15 protein-coding genes and 2 riboswitches are annotated in these 17897 nt (G+C 47.8%); of the genes, 14 read left to right on the top strand and 1 reads right to left on the bottom strand.

Going from position 1 to position 17897, the window contains the following annotated elements; all coding sequences use genetic code 11:
- Position 1: 1 nt before the first annotated feature.
- The 13 genes from murB to gcvPB all read left to right on the top strand — a co-directional run bounded on the left by murB (position 2) and on the right by gcvPB (position 15005).
- Positions 2-901 carry a UDP-N-acetylmuramate dehydrogenase gene (gene murB, locus LPB140_RS09460; RefSeq protein WP_072560764.1) on the top strand — a complete coding sequence of 300 codons (900 nt, stop codon included), beginning with the start codon at positions 2-4 and terminating at the stop codon, positions 899-901.
- The gene (locus LPB140_RS09455; protein ID WP_072559622.1) at positions 898-1398 is read left to right on the top strand and encodes a DUF4262 domain-containing protein; all 501 of its coding nucleotides are present in this window, start codon (positions 898-900) and stop codon (positions 1396-1398) included. Before murB ends, LPB140_RS09455 begins: the two co-directional genes overlap by 4 nt.
- Positions 1388-2308, top strand: coding sequence for a D-alanine--D-alanine ligase (locus LPB140_RS09450; protein WP_072559621.1), 921 nt, complete (start codon positions 1388-1390; stop codon positions 2306-2308). The genes LPB140_RS09455 and LPB140_RS09450 overlap by 11 nt, the downstream gene beginning before the upstream one ends.
- Positions 2305-3267 (top strand): cell division protein FtsQ/DivIB, encoded by a 963-nt coding sequence (locus LPB140_RS09445; RefSeq protein WP_072559620.1) that lies wholly within the window; start codon positions 2305-2307, stop codon positions 3265-3267. The genes LPB140_RS09450 and LPB140_RS09445 overlap by 4 nt, the downstream gene beginning before the upstream one ends.
- A complete protein-coding gene (gene ftsA / locus LPB140_RS09440; RefSeq protein WP_072559619.1) occupies positions 3264-4523 on the top strand; it encodes a cell division protein FtsA in 1260 nt (419 codons plus the stop codon). The genes LPB140_RS09445 and ftsA overlap by 4 nt, the downstream gene beginning before the upstream one ends.
- Positions 4524-4681: 158 nt before the next feature.
- Positions 4682-6145: a cell division protein FtsZ gene (ftsZ, locus tag LPB140_RS09435; protein WP_072559618.1), complete on the top strand. Its 1464-nt coding sequence runs from the start codon at positions 4682-4684 to the stop codon at positions 6143-6145.
- A 208-nt stretch (positions 6146-6353) separates the two neighbouring features.
- Complete coding sequence (locus LPB140_RS09430; RefSeq protein WP_072559617.1) at positions 6354-8309, top strand: SPOR domain-containing protein; 1956 nt, start codon at positions 6354-6356, stop codon at positions 8307-8309.
- Positions 8310-8323: 14 nt separating this feature from the next.
- Positions 8324-9475 (top strand): deoxyguanosinetriphosphate triphosphohydrolase, encoded by a 1152-nt coding sequence (locus tag LPB140_RS09425; protein WP_072559616.1) that lies wholly within the window; start codon positions 8324-8326, stop codon positions 9473-9475.
- Complete coding sequence (locus LPB140_RS09420) at positions 9453-10166, top strand: NAD(P)H-binding protein (RefSeq protein ID WP_198024102.1); 714 nt, start codon at positions 9453-9455, stop codon at positions 10164-10166. The genes LPB140_RS09425 and LPB140_RS09420 overlap by 23 nt, the downstream gene beginning before the upstream one ends.
- Positions 10167-10251: 85 nt before the next feature.
- Positions 10252-10340: riboswitch (glycine riboswitch) on the top strand.
- Positions 10341-10343: 3 nt separating this feature from the next.
- Positions 10344-10435: riboswitch (glycine riboswitch) on the top strand.
- A 46-nt stretch (positions 10436-10481) separates the two neighbouring features.
- Positions 10482-11657 carry a glycine cleavage system aminomethyltransferase GcvT gene (gene gcvT, locus LPB140_RS09415; RefSeq protein WP_072559615.1) on the top strand — a complete coding sequence of 392 codons (1176 nt, stop codon included), beginning with the start codon at positions 10482-10484 and terminating at the stop codon, positions 11655-11657.
- A gap of 16 nt (positions 11658-11673) precedes the next feature.
- Complete coding sequence (gene gcvH, locus LPB140_RS09410; RefSeq protein ID WP_072559614.1) at positions 11674-12045, top strand: glycine cleavage system protein GcvH; 372 nt, start codon at positions 11674-11676, stop codon at positions 12043-12045.
- Between the two features lie 57 nt (positions 12046-12102).
- Complete coding sequence (gcvPA, locus tag LPB140_RS09405) at positions 12103-13461, top strand: aminomethyl-transferring glycine dehydrogenase subunit GcvPA (protein ID WP_072559613.1); 1359 nt, start codon at positions 12103-12105, stop codon at positions 13459-13461.
- Positions 13458-15005 (top strand): aminomethyl-transferring glycine dehydrogenase subunit GcvPB, encoded by a 1548-nt coding sequence (gcvPB, locus tag LPB140_RS09400; protein WP_072559612.1) that lies wholly within the window; start codon positions 13458-13460, stop codon positions 15003-15005. Before gcvPA ends, gcvPB begins: the two co-directional genes overlap by 4 nt.
- Positions 15006-15036: 31 nt before the next feature.
- Here gcvPB and LPB140_RS09395 read toward each other — a convergent pair whose 3' ends face one another.
- Complete coding sequence (locus LPB140_RS09395; RefSeq protein ID WP_072559611.1) at positions 15037-16257, bottom strand: energy transducer TonB; 1221 nt, start codon at positions 16255-16257, stop codon at positions 15037-15039.
- Between the two features lie 107 nt (positions 16258-16364).
- On the opposite strand from LPB140_RS09395, the gene LPB140_RS09390 reads away from it, so the two are divergent.
- Positions 16365-17897 carry a long-chain-fatty-acid--CoA ligase gene (locus LPB140_RS09390; protein WP_072559610.1) on the top strand — a complete coding sequence of 511 codons (1533 nt, stop codon included), beginning with the start codon at positions 16365-16367 and terminating at the stop codon, positions 17895-17897.

The following is a 17897-nucleotide window of genomic DNA, read 5'->3' as shown; positions in this document are numbered from 1 at the left end:
CATGGAAAATGCAATCTCAATTCCCGCATTAAATGGCAAGGTTGAACAAAATGGCGACCTTGCATCCTTCATCTGGTTTCGCACGGGCGGACGGGCGCAATGGCTTATCCGTCCTGAAAGTAAGGAAGATTTGGCCAATTTCCTGCGCGGATTGGACGCATCCATTCCCGTCATGGCCATTGGCGTTGGGTCAAATTTAATCGTGCGCGATGGCGGTGTGGACGGTGTTGTTGTTCGCTTGCCCAAAAAAATGGCGGCCATTATTGTTGAAGATGACCATAAAGTTCGTGCAGGGGCGGCGGCAATGGGCATTTCATTGGCCAGCGCGGCGCGCGATGCAGGTATTGCCGGATTGGAATATCAACGCGGTATCCCCGGCACCGTTGGCGGCGCGGTAAAAATGAATGCAGGCGCATATGGCCATGAAACCGCCGATAATTTAATCGAGGCAACATTGGTAATGCGCAATGGCGACATTGTGACATGGGATAAGGCACAGTTTAATTACCGATACCGCCATAGCGATGTGCCCAAGGATGCGATTGTGGTGGAGGCTTTATTTCAGGGTGTGGCGGGCAATCCCGCAACCATTGGCGCGGAAATGGACCGCATTGCCGCAGAGCGGGAGGCATCACAGCCGCTTCGTTCGCGCACCGGTGGTTCTACCTTCAAAAATCCCGATGGGGATAAAGCATGGCGATTGGTTGATGCGGCGGGTTGCCGCGGCCTTACCATCGGCAACGCACAGGTGAGCGAGAAGCACACAAATTTCCTTCTTAATATTGGCGGGGCAAGTTCAGCCGAGATAGAAGCATTGGGTGAGGAAGTGCGCCGCCGTGTAAAGGACCAGTCGGGCATTGAGCTTGAATGGGAAATTCAAAGAGTTGGGAAAGTTGGATGACGAATAATAAACAAAAGGAATATGAAGAAAAATTATTGTTCAATATTCAAGAATATGGATGCCAAACAACCACCGTTTTTGGACCTCATGAAACATTGCCCGATTTTACATATTCCATTGGCTTTGCCCAAAGTGTTGGGCAGGCAGAGATTATAACTTTTGGCCTTACCCATGAAATAATGGGCGCGATGATAAATGAAGTTTTGGATCAATGTAAAAATGGATTGGTTTTAAAAGACGGTATCATGCTGGATGGATTATTGGATAATCATAAAGTCGCGGTGAAGGCGGTTCATCCCACAAATATTATTCCCGCATTTTTCAATTCCGCCATTTGGTATCAAAAAGAACATATGAACCAAGATATGGATGCGGCATTTCAATTGGTGTGGCCCGGTTCTAAAGACGGTTTATTTCCATGGGAAGATGGTTGCGCCAATGATGTGATAAATTTCCAACCACCATTATATTTAGAAAGAAAAAAGGATGAGCGATAAGCCCCATATTGCGGTATTGATGGGCGGTTGGTCCAATGAACGTCCCGTTTCTTTGATGAGCGGTAATGGCGTTGCTGATGCGTTGGAGGGACGCGGTTATCGCGTTACCCGTATTGATATGGACCGCAATGTGGCGGCCAAAATTAGTGCGGCCAAACCCGATATTGTGTTTAATGCATTGCACGGTGTACCGGGTGAAGATGGCAGTGTGCAGGGCATGCTTGACCTGATGGGTGTGAAATATACGCATAGCGGCATGGTCACATCGATGATTGCTATTGACAAGGAATTGACGAAACAGCGTCTTGTCCCCCTTGGTGTGCCAATGCCAAAGGGTAAGGTGGTGAAAAGTGAAACCCTTTATTCGGGCGACCCATTGCCGCGCCCCTATGTGTTGAAACCGATAAATGAAGGGTCATCGGTCGGCGTGGCGATTGTCACCAATGAAAGCAATTATGGCGACCCGATATCGCGCGATAGCAAAGGGCCATGGCAAGAATTTGACGAATTATTGGCCGAACCATTTATTAAGGGTAGGGAGCTGACCACCGCCGTAATGGGTGGCCGCGCCCTTGCCGTTACCGAATTAGTCCCGAAAAGCGGTTTTTATGATTTTGATGCCAAATATACTGATGGCATGACACAGCATATTTGCCCAGCAATTATTCCTCAAGAAATAGAGGAATATATGAAATTATTGGCAATTAAATGTCATGAAGGATTGGGATGCAAGGGCGTGTCACGCACCGATTTTCGCTGGGATGATGAATTGGGCAAGGACGGCGTGTTCGTGTTGGAAACCAACACACAGCCGGGCATGACACCGCTTAGCCTTGTTCCAGAACAGGCAAAATATGTCGGCATTGATTATGCCAGCTTGGTTGAAATGATAATCGAGGAGGCAGGGTGAGCAGGGCCAGCATCAAACGTGGTCAAAAAAATAAGGCAGACCCAAAAAGCAGGGCCGCGCCGCGCAAAAAACGTGTCAAAAAAATATCAAATTTTGACCGTTTCATTGCCAATATACCGATAAGCTCTCAACATCTTCGTAAAATAATTACCGCCGCGATTGTGGCGTTTATTTTGCTTGCCCTATTTTTATTTGGCCGTGCAATGGGTGTGCCGCAAATGATATTTGATCATTATGTCGACATGTCAAAACGCGCGGGTTTTGAAGTAAAAAGAGTGGAAGTTAATGGCATGAACCGTGTTGACCAAATTAGGGTCTATGATCTTGTCTTGGCAGAGGAAAACCGCGCCATGCCTTTGGTTGATGTGGAACGGATAAGGCGCGATTTATTGACCTATGGCTGGGTAAAGGAAGTGCGGGTGTCGCGCCGTTTGCCCGATTCATTGGTGGTTGACATTGTGGAACGTGAACCGGTGGCGCGGTGGAAAATAAATGGTGATATCGCCTTGGTCGACAGCGAAGGTGTTATCTTAAAAGATGTTGAAATTTCTGGCAATGATGCGCTGATTTTAATTTTGGGCAATGGCGCGAACCAACAGGTTGGGTCGTTAAATGCGCTGCTTGAAAAGGTAAGCTCGCTGCGTCCGGAAATTGTGGCGGCCAATTGGATTGGCAATAGGCGATGGGATATTGAATTTAAGACAGGTGAAGTTTTGGCCCTTCCAGAGGGCAAGGAACAGGCCGAAACAGCCTTTGTTAAATTTGCCCGTATGGACGGGGTAAATCGTTTATTGGGGCGCGGCACATTGCGGTTTGACATGCGCGATCCGGACCGGGCCTATTTTCGGGTAAAAACGGCCCAGGATAAAAATGAATCCGATGATAAAAAAACGGATGATAGTGATGATAATAGTGAAAAACCCGCTATGCCAGCAACCTCAGAGGAAGATGGAGTATGAGCGCGGAAAAAGTTGAAAAAATTATTGCAGCATTGGACATTGGCAGTTCCAAAATATGTTCAATGATTGCCGGTCGACGCGAAGATGGCAGCATTATCGTTCTGGGCACGGGGCTGCGCGAAAGTCGCGGTGTGACGCGCGGAAATATTGCCGATATTGAACAGGCCGAAGTGGTCATTCGCAACACGGTTGAGCAGGCAGAACGTATTGCAGCTATTAATATTGATGAAATCGCGGTCAGCATTACCGCTGGTGGGTTGGAATGTTCAATTGCATCGGTGGAGTTGGAGCTTGGCGGCAATCGTGTCGAGCAACATGATATAGATGATTTAATCGCGGCGGGGCGAGAGGGATTTGACACGGGCGGCAAGATGATATTGCATGCACAGGCAAGCAAATATCGCATTGATGGCGTGAAGGGGGTGCAATTGCCCCTTGGCCTGCATGCCGATATGATGGGCGTGGATGTGCACATGATTATGGCCGACCCATCGCCATATCGTAATATTGATAATGCGGTTCGTGCCGCGCATTTACAGCCAACTTTTATCGCTGCGTCCACTTTAATGGCGGGAATTTCCGTTTTGGGCGATGAAGAAAAGGAATTGGGCTGTATCTTAATCGATATGGGCGCGGAAATAACCAATATTTCGCTGTTCAAAAATTCAATGTTGACCGATTTGAAAAGCATTTCGGTGGGCGGCAATGATATTACCGATCATGTGGCGTCCAGTTTTGGGATAAGGCGCGGCCATGCAGAGCGGATTAAATGTTTTTACGGGTCGGCCCAGCAAAGCCCAAGGGATAATCAAGATATAATCGAATTGGATAAACAGGAAGGGACAAGCCATTCCAATGTGCAATCAATTACCCGGGCGCAATTAAATACCGCAATTTGTGAAAAATTGGACAATATTTCACGCGAAGTTGCCGCCACCATTCGAGATATGATGAAGGAGCATGGACAGGTAAAATTGGTTGTCGTGACAGGGGGCTGTGCCAATTTGACAGGATTGGCCGATTATTTTCAATCCTCTTTGGGCATAAATGTCCGTATTGGCAAACCAGAATATTTTAGCGGCCTGCCCGATGCGCATCATGGCCCAGCCTATGCCACCTTGGCCGGAATGGTGCAATTTGCCTTTTTGGATCAAAAGGATATGGGGATGATTGATTATGCCGAACAAACAGGCATGGGTTCGGCGCCAAAATCATTATTTCAAAAAATTATATCGGTGATTAAGGAAAATTATTGATAGAGTTTTTACTGCGTAAATATGTCATTTATGCTTTATAATCTGTAAAAATTGTCTATGGCATGTTTCTAGTATATTAAAAAATTATATTCATTTGGACGTGAGCATATTATTCTCATTTCATTTGGAAATTTATTAAGGTTAAAGGGGTAGTAAAGATGAGCATCAATATTGGACCACCAGCAGTTGATGAGCTTCGTCCAAAAATCGCCGTTATCGGCGTTGGCGGCGCAGGCGGCAATGCGATTGCAAATATGATTAACGCCAATGTAGAGGGCGTTGATTTCATGGTTGCCAATACCGATGCGCAGGCATTAAATTCCTCCCCTGCGGAACATCGCATCCAATTGGGGCCAGATATTACCCAAGGATTGGGTGCAGGTTCACGGCCAGAGGTTGGCCGTGCAGCCGCCGAGGAAACAATTGAGCAGGTTAAAAAAGCGATTGAGGGATCGCATATGTGCTTTATCGCCGCGGGCATGGGTGGCGGCACCGGTACAGGCGCGGCGCCTGTTATTGCGCAGGCGGCCCGCGAAATGAATATTTTGACGGTCGGCGTGGTAACCAAGCCATTTATGTTTGAAGGTTCGCGCCGGATGAAATCGGCCGATAGCGGTATTGAAGAATTGCAAAAGCATGTCGATACCTTAATCGTCATTCCAAATCAAAATCTGTTTTTAGTCGCCAATCCAAACACCACCTTTAAAGAGGCATTTCTGCTTGCTGATGAGGTTTTGCAACAGGGCGTACGCGGCATTACCGATTTGATGATAATGCCGGGCCTTATCAACCTAGACTTTGCCGATGTGCGTAGTGTGATGCACGAAATGGGCAAGGCGATGATGGGCACGGGTGAGGCAGAGGGCGATGGCCGCGCATTAGAAGCTGCGGAAAAAGCAATTGCCAACCCCTTGCTTGACGGCGTGTCGATGCAAGGTGCAAAGGGAGTTATTGTTTCCATAACCGGCGGTGAAGATATGCGCCTGATGGAGGTGGATGAGGCCGCAAACCATATTCGTGAATTGGTTGATCCTGATGCCAATATTATTTGGGGTTCGGCATTTAACAATGATTTGAATGGCAAAATCCGCGTGTCGGTTGTTGCCACAGGTATTGATGCGGATATGGGCGCAAATGCGGCCAGCCAGCGTCCCATGACATTTGCAAAGGCATCTGCGCCGGTAACGCCGCAGCCAAAGGCGTCATTTTCTTTCCAACAAGAAGAAACTGCCGCGCCAATTGCGCCAGAGGTTGATGCTGAAAAACCACAAGAAGCACCAATGGAATTAAGTGCGCCAATGTCTGAAGAACCTGTTAAAGAAGAAGTGATGACATTGTCTGATCCTTTTGAGGATAACAAGGCATCTTCTCACACTGCAGATCAACAATCGCATGATGATGGCGATATGTTAGAATTGGGCAGCGAAAATAGCGTTGCCGAAGAAATTGAGGAAGCGCCAAAACAACCCGAATCCCCCGCGCCGCGCATTGCAACGGGCGGCGGCACATTGTTTGAACGCATGTCAAATCTTTCCAAGGGGCTAGGTTCGTCACGCGATGATAATGATGATGGTGGCGATGGACCAAATATTCCCCGCTTTTTGAACAGACAGGGTAATTAACCTGGTCAAAATAATCATGATATAACGGATATGGCGGTCATAAATTGGCCGCCATATTTATTTTGGCGCCACTTAACTGGCTTTTGGCACATTTTGCCCGCGAAAATTATAACTTATCTTGGAATAAATATGATAGGCTATATTTAATATGGGATGATGTGGCCCAAATAGTCGCCGCATAATTTATTATCAGGATTAGGGTTTATATATGCGGGTTAAATTGCTGCTTTTATCATGTGCTTTGGTGGGGGCGTCCTATAGCCAAATGACGCCGGCCTTTGCCATGCAGGATCAGGTTAATGAGCTGCCCGGTTCGATTGAATTGCAAAATGCCATGCGCCGGATTGGGCGCGATGCGATGGATGCCGATGCGTTAATTGACGCGGGCAATGCGTCATTATTATTGGGCGATGTAGAGGCGGCAAGGTTGTTTTTCCTGCGCGCAGAGGCAGTGCAGCCCGCCAATGGCCGGATAAAGGCGGGATTGGGCACATCCTATATCCAAAATGAAGACCCTTTTACCGCGCTGAAATATTTTGATGATGCGGTGAAATTGGGCGTGACCGAACGGTCCATTGCCATGGAACGGGGCCTTGCATTTGATTTATTGGGTAATTTTGGACAGGCGCAGCGTGATTATCAACTTGCTGCAACGGCTGTGAATAGCGATAATTTGATTATCCGCCATGCCATATCGCTGGCGCTTTCAGGGCGTCAGGCCGATGCGTCGTCCATGTTAAACCCATTATTGGACCGCCAAGTGCCAGAGGCATGGCGCGCCCGTGCATTGATATTGGCCGCTGATGGCGATGAAAAAGAGGCGTTCAAAGTGGTGCAAGGTTTTATGCAGCCCGCCATTGCCGAGAGATTCAGGCCATATTTGAAAAGCATGGCGCGATTAACCCCCGCGCAAAAGGCAGCGGCAATGCATATGGGGCATTTTCCCGCTATTTCCATTGGGCGTGATAGTGACGCGGTTAAAATTGCCGCCAGCACACAGACGGTAAATAGTGGCCCCATTGGCGCGAATGGCAGTGGGGGCAGGTTGATTCCATCCGGCACGCCATTGGGTGAGAAGCCAGCGCAAAATGACACAAAAATCGCCGCCATAGATGACGATGCGGCAAATTCGCGATCATTAAGGCGCAAGCAAAACGCGCGTGATAGCGCACGTAATTATGTGCCAAAGCCGCCAAGGGAAAAGAAAAAAACTGAAACGCAAAAAATCGCCATTGCTCAATTACCAGAGCCAGCAAATGTGCGGCCCGCCATTAAAATTACACGGCAGGAAGATGCCGCAGGTAATGCCATGGTAAATGTTGCGACAATTGAAAAACAAACGCCCGCTGCAATTGCAAATACACCCGCCGCGCCATCCATTGCAGTATCTCCGGCAAATGAGGTGAAGCCGGCATTTTCAGCAGTAATAAAACAAAATAGTGATACACAAGGTACGGCGGAATTGCCCGCAATTTCTCCGCCAGTGCGTGTCTTGAATGAAGGCGCAGAAATTAAATCGGTGATTAAACCAGAAATAAAAGACCTGAATATAGCGCAGAAAATAGAAACGTCGAACCCCGCTTTACCCGCCGCCACCTTACCAGCCGCAACAGTAACCAGCGCTACTTTGCCCGCATCTTCAGTGCCAACATCTGACATGCCTGTTGCTGCGCCGCAAAATGCAAATAATGGTGAAAAGGAAATTGGCGGATTTGATTTGGGCGCGTTGGTTAATTCCATTGAAATTCCGGAAAGTGAAAAAAAATCGGCGGTTGTTGCGGTGAATTTGGCGACCATCACACCGGCCAAAGCTGCACCGCCAGAGCCGAAAAAGGTCGATGAAAAAAAGATTGAAAAGGAAAAGTCAAAGCCCGCAGAAAAGAAAAAACCTGTTCATCCTGCGCGGGCATGGGTGCAGGTGGCAACGGGCAGCGATGAAAAGGCATTGGGTTTTGATTTTCGCCGTTTGACCAAAAAATATGAAAAATTATTTAAAGGAAGAAGCGGCGCAGTTTCCGCATGGGGCAAAACCAATCGATTGGTGGTCGGGCCATTTGACAATGCTGCGGACGCCAAAAAATGGGATGCGGAATATCGCAAAGCCGGCGGCGACAGCTTTGTTTGGATGAGCGAAGACGGCGTCGTGGTTGACCCCATTAAATAATCGGTAAAAAAATTATGTCACAAATGAACAGGGCAGCCTATGCCAGCAATGCCGAATATAGCAAAGGGCGTTTGGTGCATGAGGGCGATGATAGAAATAGAGGGCCGCGAAATATTTTTCAGCGCGATCGAGACCGGATTATCCATTCGATAAGTTTTCGGCGGTTGGGCCATAAGACACAGGTTTTTGTCGCGCCGGGCGGCGATCATTATCGCGTTCGATTAACCCATAGTTTGGAAGTCGCGCAAATTGGCCGAACCATCGCGCGTATATTAGGCTTGGATGAAGATTTGACCGAGGCGCTATGTCTGGCGCATGATATTGGCCATCCCCCCTTTGGTCATGCGGGTGAAGATGCGCTGCAAAAATCAATGGAAAAATATGGCGGATTTGACCATAATGCGCAAACCATCCGAACATTGATGATATTGGACAGCCCCTATATTGAATGGCAGGGGCTAAATTTAAGTTGGGAATTATTGGAAGGGCTGACCAAGCATAATGGCCCAATAAAGCGGCCAAGCTGGGCATTGGAACAGGCCAATAAGAAATTTGATTTTCATTTGGACCAATGGCCATCATTGGAGGCGCAGGTAGCGGCCATTGCCGATGACATTGCCTATGATAATCATGATATTGACGATGGAATTCGTGCAGGTTTATTGGAAATAGAAGATTTGTTCGAATTGCCATTTGTGGAGGCAAGGTGGAATATATTGGCCGCAAAATATCCCCATGCGGCAAAGGATAAATTGATCGCAGAATTTATTCGTGAACAAATTGGTGCGATGGTTAATGATGTTATTTTGACGACAAGGCAAAATATTGAGAGATATAATATTTCATCATTGGATGATGTGCGGCAATGCGGCGTTCAAATTGTTACTTTCTCTCCTGAAATGAAGGAAAATGAACGCGCATTAAAGAAATTTATGTACCGGCGTTTATATCATCACCCGCAACAATTGGCGGCGGCGGAAAAAGCGGCGATTATTATTTCCAATATAATGGACAAATTATTGGCCAATCCCGCGCTATTACCCAATGATTGGTATGCCCGATTGCCTTCGCAATCACCAGATAGGCAGCGCCATATTGCCGATTTTTTGGCGGGAATGACAGATAGATATGCCCAAAAATATCATGAAAAAATCATGGCAATATGATATCGGCATTATGATGGAACAAAGACCAATTCTTATTTTCGGTGCAACTGGTTTGGTTGGGTCGGAATTGTTAAAAATATTGGATCAGGAAAATATGGGGTTAAGCACGGCCAGCATTGGCCGATCACGCGCCCACCCCCTAGCTGTGGGTATGATACATCATCAGGCAAGCCCGGAAAATTGGCCGCAATATATTATGAATAGCGGCGCAAAACAGCTTGTCTGTTGTCTTGGCACGACACGTAAAAAGGCGGGCAGTAATGAAGAATTTTTTAAAATAGACCATGATTTAATTTTGTCGGTCATTTCTGCGGCCAAGAATGCAGGGGTGGAGCATGTGATTTTAATATCATCGGCGCAGGCAAATGCAGAGGCGAAGAATTTTTATCTTCAAACAAAGGGCATGGTCGATAAAAAAATTAGGGCGATGAATTTTGCACGGTTGGATATTATCCGGCCCGGCCTGTTGCGCGGACGGCGGGAAAATGATTCGAGGCCGCTTGAGAAAATGGCGATGATGATATCGCCCCTTTTTGATATTTTATTACAGGGTAAATGGGCAAAATATCGTTCGGTAAGGGCGCAAGATGTCGCACGCGCGATGATGACATTGTTAATGGCAAAGGGCGGGGGCAGCCATGTGCACGAAAATGCGTCTATCATGGCGCTGTCGCAAAAATTAACGAAATAAAATTGTGGATATGTGAAAAGTCGCATTGACTCTTTTGGCACTCTGGGCCAATTCAAATATCAATTCTGATTATCGAAAGACAGTCGGCCATAAAGCGGGAGAGCGCGGTTTACGCCGCCGCCGAAGGAGCAACCACCCCGGAAACTCTCAGGCAACAGGGACCGCTTTAGGGAAAAACTCTGGAAAGAGTTAATGCATTTTGCATTAACCACCGAAGGGGTAAGCGGCGAATTTATCCGCCGTGAAAACTCTCAGGTCCCGTGACAGAGGGGGTGCGGCCATATCATGTTGATTTGGCTTAGGCACTTTTGGGATATGTCACATTTGGGGTTTGTCACGATGGATGAAAATACAGAAAATTTAGGTTTATTGCCGTTAAATAATTGGCATATTGCGCGCGGCGGCCGCATGGTCCCCTTTGCGGGATATTCCATGCCGGTGCAATATGAAGGCATTATGGCAGAGCATTTATGGGTGCGTGAAAATGCCGGATTATTTGATGTGTCTCATATGGGGCAATTGCAATTAAGCGGGCCAGATGTTGCCGCAAAGTTGGAGGCAATTTTGCCGGGCGATATTTCCGCGTTAAAGGCGGGAAAGATGCGTTATTCATTATTGCTAAATAATGATGGCGGCATATTGGATGATTTAATGGTCACCAACACCGGCCATAATCTTTATATGGTCGTCAATGGCGCGGTAAAACATGGTGATATTGCCTATCTTCGTAAAAAATTACCCGAAGATATAAAGATAAATCATATGACAGATGCAGCATTATTGGCATTACAAGGGCCAAAGGCTGCCGCCGCCATTGAAAAATTGGGGATAATGCCATTGCAGCCCGATTGGCCGCAGGTGACCGATTTATATTTTATGGATGCTGCGCCCTTTATGTGGAATGGGGTTGCGTTGGGGATTAGCCGTTCGGGATATACGGGCGAGGATGGGTTTGAAATCTCCATTCCGGCGGAACATGCGATGGAATTTGCGGATGCTTTATGCGCGTTAGACGAGGTGAAACCCATTGGTCTTGGTGCGCGTGATTCGCTGCGGCTGGAGGCGGGATTGCCGCTTTATGGGCATGATATGAACCCAGAAATTTTGCCAGTATCAGCGGACCTGTCCTTTGCCATTTCTAAAAAAAGGCGTGAAGAGGGCGGGTTTTCGGGCGCAGAAAAAATCCTGAACGAGTTAGAGAATGGGCCGGTAAAAAAACGCGTCGGATTGTCTATTGATGGCCGCCAACCCGTTCGGGAGGGCGCGGTTGTTGTCAATGGCAATGGTGCTATAATTGGCAATGTGACCAGTGGCGGTTTTTCTCCATCATTGGGACGGCCAATTGCCATGGCATATGTGCCGACCGAATTGGCCGTTGAAGGCCAGGAAATTATTTTGGAACAACGGGGCAAGAAAATCCCCGCCACCATTACAAAAATGCCATTTGTCCCCCAAAATTATCACCGTGCACCGCGCGGTGTCTCAAAATAAGTTAAGAGGAGTTTTTATGTCACGTTATTTTTCCGAAGATCATGAATGGATCCAAGTTTCCGGCACATCTGCAACCGTTGGTATTACCGATTATGCACAGGGGCAATTGGGCGATGTTGTTTATGTCGAAACACCAGAAGAAGGCAAAGCATTGACCAAGGGAGACGACGCTGCCGTGGTCGAATCAGTAAAGGCCGCATCGGATGTATATGCGCCCGTGGATGGCACGGTGACCGAAGGTAACGCCGCATTGGCGGATAATCCCGCATTGGTGAACAGCGACCCCGAAGGAGAGGGTTGGTTTTTCAAAATGGAATTAAGCGATGCCAGCCAATTGGAAACTATGATGGACGAAGCTGCTTATAAAGCATTTGTCGAGGGGCTGTAAGTAAAGAAATTTTGATAGATATTGCAAATAAATATCTGTTTTTATTAAGGGAATAATATGCGTTACCTGCCATTAAATCATGATGATCGCCGCGCGATGTTGAACGAAATCGGGGTCAATAGCATTGATGATTTGTTCATTGATGTACCAAAAGAGGCCCAGCTGAGCGGGGCAATTGAGGGGCTTAACGATCATATTAGTGAAATGGCGGTGGAGCGGCATTTTCACGGTCTTGCCAATAAAAATATGGTGGCGGGGCAGGGGCCTTTCTTCCTTGGCGCGGGGGCATATCGCCATCATGTGCCGGCATCGGTTGACCATATTATCCAACGCGGTGAATTTTTAACCGCCTATACACCCTATCAACCCGAAATTGCACAGGGCACTTTGCAAATGTTGTTTGAATTTCAAACACAGGTTGCACGCCTTTTCGGAACAGATGTCGCCAATGCTTCCATGTATGATGGTTCGACCGCCTGTTGGGAGGCGATTAGCATGGCAGGGCGCATAACAAAGCGCAAAAATGTTATTTTATCGGGGGGGCTGCACCCCCATTATGTTTCCGTGGCCTCTACAATGGCGCGTTTTACCAAAGATATTTTGGACATTGGCATGCCAGATGAAAATGGCGATGCGGATATGGCGCGTTTATTATCATCGGTGAATAAAGAAACCAGCGCGGTGGTGGTGCAATATCCCGATATTGTTGGCAATGTGCAGGATTTACGAGCGTTGAGCGCCAGCTGCGCGGAAAATGGCGCATTATTGATTGTTGTGGTGACCGAGCCTGTGGCGCTTGGCGCGGTGACATCGCCGGGTGAAATGGGCGCGGATATTGTGGTGGGTGAGGGGCAATCCATTGGGGTTGGCCTGCAATTTGGTGGGCCATATGTTGGCTTATTTGGTTGCAAATCAAAATATGTGCGGCAAATGCCGGGCCGTTTATGCGGCGAAACCGTGGATGCAGAGGGTAAGCGTGGATTTGTGTTAACGCTTTCCACGCGTGAACAACATATTCGCCGCGACAAGGCCACTTCCAATATCTGTACCAATAGCGGGCTGTGCGCCCTGGCGTTCAGCATCCATATGACATTATTGGGTGAAAAGGGCCTGCGCCATTTGGCGATGTTAAACCATCAAAAGGCGGTGTCATTGGCCGATAAATTACATGCTTTAGATGGTGTTGAAGTGCTTACAAAGCAATTTTTCAACGAATTTGCGGTTAAGTTAAACAAGCCATCACGCGCGGTTTTGCATGAATTGGCCGAGCAAGGAATATTGGGCGGTGTTTCAATGGAGCGGCTATATCCCGGTAAAGATGCGTTGGAAAATATCATGTTGGTTGCGGTAACCGAAACATCAACTGATGAGGATATGACGCGATTTGTTTCCGTTTTGAAGGAGTTAGTGGCATGAGCATGAATAATGTAGGCCGCCCGACCGCGCCAAACATAGGCACAAATGATACAGGCCCAATGACCAGCACAGGAAACCGTGCGTTAATGTTGGAAGAAGTCCTTATTTTTGAAAAGGGCGGTGTGGACCGCAGCGGTGTTGATTTAGAAAGCGTGCCGGAATTTACATCGCGCCTTGGCGGATTGGAACGTACAGAAGAAATTGGCCTTTTCGGCTTGTCGGAGGCGGAAACGGTGCGCCATTATACGCGCCTGTCGCGCCAAAATTACGGCATTGATTTGGGCTTTTTCCCCTTGGGCAGTTGCACCATGAAGCATAATCCGCGCTTAAATGAAAAAATGGCGCGTCTTCCTGGATTTGCCGATATCCATCCATTGCAGCCGCAATCAACGGTTCAGGGCGCGTTAGAACTTATCGATCAATTGGCCGGATGGCTGATGAAATTGACTAATATGCCCGCCGTGGCGATGAGCCCAAAGGCGGGTGCACATGGGGAGCTATGTGGTATTTTGGCGATACGCGCCGCATTGGAAGCACGCGGCGATGCGCGTGAAGTGGTTCTTGTCCCCGAAAGCGCGCATGGCACAAACCCCGCCACGGCCGCTTTTGCGGGGTATAAGGTGGAAAATATTCCTGCCAATGCGTCGGGCCGTGTGGATGTGGATGCGTTAAAGGCGCGGCTTGGCCCTGATGTTGCGGCGGTTATGATTACCAACCCCAATACTTGCGGTCTATTTGAACCTGATATGAAGGTGATTTCGGATGCGGTGCATACAGCAGGTGCATTTGTTTATTGCGATGGCGCAAATTTCAATGCAATTGTTGGCCGTGTTCGTCCAGGTGATTTGGGCGTGGATGCAATGCATATTAACCTGCATAAAACATTTTCTACCCCGCATGGCGGCGGCGGGCCGGGTTCAGGCCCTGTTGTGTTGTCGGCTGCTCTTGCGCCATTCGCGCCATTTCCAATGGTGCGCAAGGTTGGCGGTGAATATCATTTGGTTGAGGAAGAAAATGCCGATGCAGAAGCCGCCAATAGCTTTGGCCGGATGGTTGCCTTTCACGGGCAAATGGGCATGTTCACCCGCGCTTTATCCTATATTATGAGCCATGGCGCAGATGGCCTGCGCCAAGTGGCCGAGGATGCGGTGTTAAACGCAAATTATATATTAAGGTCAATGGAAGATGTGTTGGATGCGCCCTTTGCTGCATCTGGTCCATGCATGCATGAGGCAATTTTCAGCGATAAGGGATTTGCCGATGGGATGACCACTTTGGACGTGGCCAAGGGGCTGATTGACGAGGGATATCACCCCATGACCATGTATTTCCCCTTGGTTGTGCATGGCGCCATGTTGGTTGAACCCACCGAAACCGAAAGTAAGCGGGACATTGATCAATTTATTGCGGCATTTCGCTATGTGGTACAACGGGCAAAGGATGGTGATGCTTCATTATCAACCGCGCCGCATCATGCACCGCGCCGCCGTTTGGACGAAACCGCCGCCGCGCGTAACCCGCAATTGGTGTGGGCGAAAGAATAAACTTTCGCCGCATAGGTTTTTGGTTGAAAAATCAATTATCTGGGGTGATGTCGATTTTCTTAATTTCGGGGACAGGTGACCTTTGTGGTAATCTGGACCCCGTAACATAATCAACCATTTTTGCGGTATAGCTATAACGTTCGACCATATAAAAGCCCAAACCATCATTTGATTTTGCAGGGGCATAGGTGCGCGATTTTATGGATTTGAACACTGGCGTTGTCCAATTTGTCGCGCCGGAGGAACGCAATATTTCTGCATCTTCCACGCGTCCCTTATCATTAACCCAAAATCCAATATCGACCCATTTGTCCTCAAAATTATCGGTGGAAAGTTGGTTTAAAGTGTTGCCGCCTTCGCGCGATCTGGCGCGTTGAACCTCGCCAATTTCAATGGGATTGGCATATAATAAATATGGTTTTTCCAAACCGCCCATCGTCGATAGTTCGGATATTATCATATCTGTGCTGTCTTCTAAACCCAGCGCGCGGTCCATGCGCGCCTTTAATATTTTGGCTGCGATAGAGAAATTTTCCGCCCCTTTAATGGGCTTATCAATAAAATTCTCTATTTTTTCATTCGCTCTTTTAATATCAAATTCCAATTTCGTTTCTTGCGCGATTAAGGTGTAAAGCGACAGGGAACGTAATTTTGCCATGGCGGCAATATGCGGCACATTAAATAATAATGCCTTTTTTTCTATATCATCATATTTTTCAATTGCCTCTTTGGGATAGCCAAGGGCAAGGCGGCTGTCGGCCACTTCGATTTCAGCGGCCAATAATTTGGGATCGTTTTCGGCAAAATTATCCTTTAAAATATCGCGCATGTCCAGCACCGCCAATTTATAGCTGTCGGCTTCGCCCAAATGTTCGGCGACGCGGCTGCTGCCCCGCAATAGGTCGGAAACCTCAATTGGATATTGGTCTTTAAATTTTTTATTCCTGCTTAATGATTTTAAGATGGTGGTGCGAGCATCGCGATAATCACCCTCCACAAATTGATTTTCCGCATGTGCCAATGTCGCGGCAATATCTTCATCGGGTGGGCATTTACGCTTTAGGCAGGCTTTAAGATTATCCTCTGTATCCTTTAACGAACGGGCGGTTACGACAATTTGTTTATTACCCTCGCCATCGGCGGCCAAAGCAGGCGTGACGGCGATATTCGCCGTTATCAACGCCCCCATCGTTGCCGAGGTCATGGCAATGGCGATAAGGGAAATAGAACAAAAATTTGGAAGGGGACGCATAATTACTCCGATGTGACTTTAACATATATGTTTGGCGGTGCGTTGACATTTGTAAACTTTGGCTCGACAAATGACATATAGGTTTCGGCGAGAGAGGGTATGGGAGTATGATTAACTGTTTGGCATCGGCTGTAAATTATTGGGCGCAGCATCATTCGGATAATATGGCGTTAAAGGATGCATCGCATGAATATAGCTATGGCGAATTGGATGAATTAACCGATAAATGGGCACGCAACCTATTGGATATGGGGTTGGTAAATGGCGATCATATTTGCTGGCTTGGCAAAAATAGCGCACATTATTTTGCCATGTTGGTGGCCGCGACCAAGGCGGGGGTGGTCATGGCGCCCATTGGGTGGCGATTGGTGACGGGTGAAGTGCGATATGTTTTGGAGGATACAGGCGCGCGCATTTTATTTACCGATGAAGAATTTTTGCAGCTGTCCATAAAGGCAACCGAAAATCTGGAAAATGTGAAAATAATTGTCAATACTGCCCATCATGATGGGCATGAACATATTGGCCAATGGGGCGAAGGCGCATCCGATTTGTCGCCGATAAACCCCCATGATGCGGCATTGCAATTATATACATCTGGCACAACGGGCCAGCCCAAGGGCGCGGTCCTTTCCAACCATAATATGTTTTGCATGCGTGACCAATTGGATCCTATCGAACATTTATGGGCCAAAATGGCACCGCAGGATATGCAGCTTGCCATTATGCCGATTGCGCATATTGCCGGAACGGGCGTTATCGCCATGTCATTATATTGTGGGGCGCAAACATTGATTAAGGCGGAGTTTACACCGGATAATGTATTGGATGCGATAGAGGCAGGGGTGACGCATAATTTCCTTGTCCCCACCGCGATACAAATGGTGATTACGCATCCACGCGCCGTGACAGTAAATTGGTCAAAATTCAAATATTTATGGTATGGCGCAGCGCCCATGCCGGTGGATTTAATGCGCCATGCGTTAAGCGTGACCGGTGCGCAATTGGTCCAAGTATATGGGATGACCGAAACCACAGGTACATTTTGTTCGCTGCCGCCATCTGACCATGATGTCAATGGCAATGAACGGATGAAATCGGCGGGTAAGCCGATGCCGGGGGTTGAGGTGCGTATTGTCGATGAGGATAATCGGCCCTTACCCAATGGTGAAATTGGAGAAATTGTGGTGCGTGCGCCATTAAATATGAAGGGATATTGGCGTAATGACGCCAAAACCGCCGAAACAATTGATGCCGATGGGTGGTTGCATACGGGCGATGCGGGGTTAATGGATAAGGATGGATATGTTTTTATTAAGGACCGCGTGAAAGATATGATTATTTCGGGGGGTGAAAATGTCTATCCTGCCGAGGTGGAGAATATGTTATTCAGCCATCCCGATATATTTGAAGTGGCGGTTATCGGCATTCCCGATGAAAAATGGGGTGAGGCGGTAAAGGCCGTTATCGTGCCGCAAGCGGGAAAACAAGTCGATGCGGATGCCATTATTTTATGGGCAAAGGAAAAACTCGCGCCATATAAAGTGCCGAAATCAATTGATATTATTGCCGCCATGCCGCGCAATGCATCGGGAAAGATTTTGCGCCGTGAATTGCGCGCGCCATATTGGAATGTTTAA

Origin of the sequence: Sphingorhabdus lutea, from assembly GCF_001889025.1 — a bacterium.
GTDB classification, from domain to species: domain Bacteria; phylum Pseudomonadota; class Alphaproteobacteria; order Sphingomonadales; family Sphingomonadaceae; genus Sphingorhabdus_B; species Sphingorhabdus_B lutea.
The sequence above is the reverse complement of the archived record's forward strand: the minus strand, read 5'-3'. Positions and strand labels throughout refer to the sequence as shown.

Excerpts from the sequence above, each read along its gene's own strand:
- LPB140_RS09420 (WP_198024102.1), top strand. The coding sequence starts at position 9,453 with ATGAAAAAATCATGGCAATATGATATCGGCATTATGATGGAACAAAGA.
- LPB140_RS09455 (WP_072559622.1), top strand. The coding sequence starts at position 898 with ATGACGAATAATAAACAAAAGGAATATGAAGAAAAATTATTGTTCAAT.
- LPB140_RS09390 (WP_072559610.1), top strand. The coding sequence starts at position 16,365 with ATGATTAACTGTTTGGCATCGGCTGTAAATTATTGGGCGCAGCATCAT.
- LPB140_RS09425 (WP_072559616.1), top strand. The coding sequence starts at position 8,324 with ATGTCACAAATGAACAGGGCAGCCTATGCCAGCAATGCCGAATATAGC.
- ftsZ (WP_072559618.1), top strand. The coding sequence starts at position 4,682 with ATGAGCATCAATATTGGACCACCAGCAGTTGATGAGCTTCGTCCAAAA.
- gcvPA (WP_072559613.1), top strand. The coding sequence starts at position 12,103 with ATGCGTTACCTGCCATTAAATCATGATGATCGCCGCGCGATGTTGAAC.
- gcvPB (WP_072559612.1), top strand. The coding sequence starts at position 13,458 with ATGAGCATGAATAATGTAGGCCGCCCGACCGCGCCAAACATAGGCACA.
- gcvH (WP_072559614.1), top strand. The coding sequence starts at position 11,674 with ATGTCACGTTATTTTTCCGAAGATCATGAATGGATCCAAGTTTCCGGC.
- LPB140_RS09450 (WP_072559621.1), top strand. The coding sequence starts at position 1,388 with ATGAGCGATAAGCCCCATATTGCGGTATTGATGGGCGGTTGGTCCAAT.
- gcvT (WP_072559615.1), top strand. The coding sequence starts at position 10,482 with ATGTCACATTTGGGGTTTGTCACGATGGATGAAAATACAGAAAATTTA.
- LPB140_RS09395 (WP_072559611.1), bottom strand. The coding sequence starts at position 16,257 with ATGCGTCCCCTTCCAAATTTTTGTTCTATTTCCCTTATCGCCATTGCC.
- ftsA (WP_072559619.1), top strand. The coding sequence starts at position 3,264 with ATGAGCGCGGAAAAAGTTGAAAAAATTATTGCAGCATTGGACATTGGC.
- LPB140_RS09430 (WP_072559617.1), top strand. The coding sequence starts at position 6,354 with ATGCGGGTTAAATTGCTGCTTTTATCATGTGCTTTGGTGGGGGCGTCC.
- murB (WP_072560764.1), top strand. The coding sequence starts at position 2 with ATGGAAAATGCAATCTCAATTCCCGCATTAAATGGCAAGGTTGAACAA.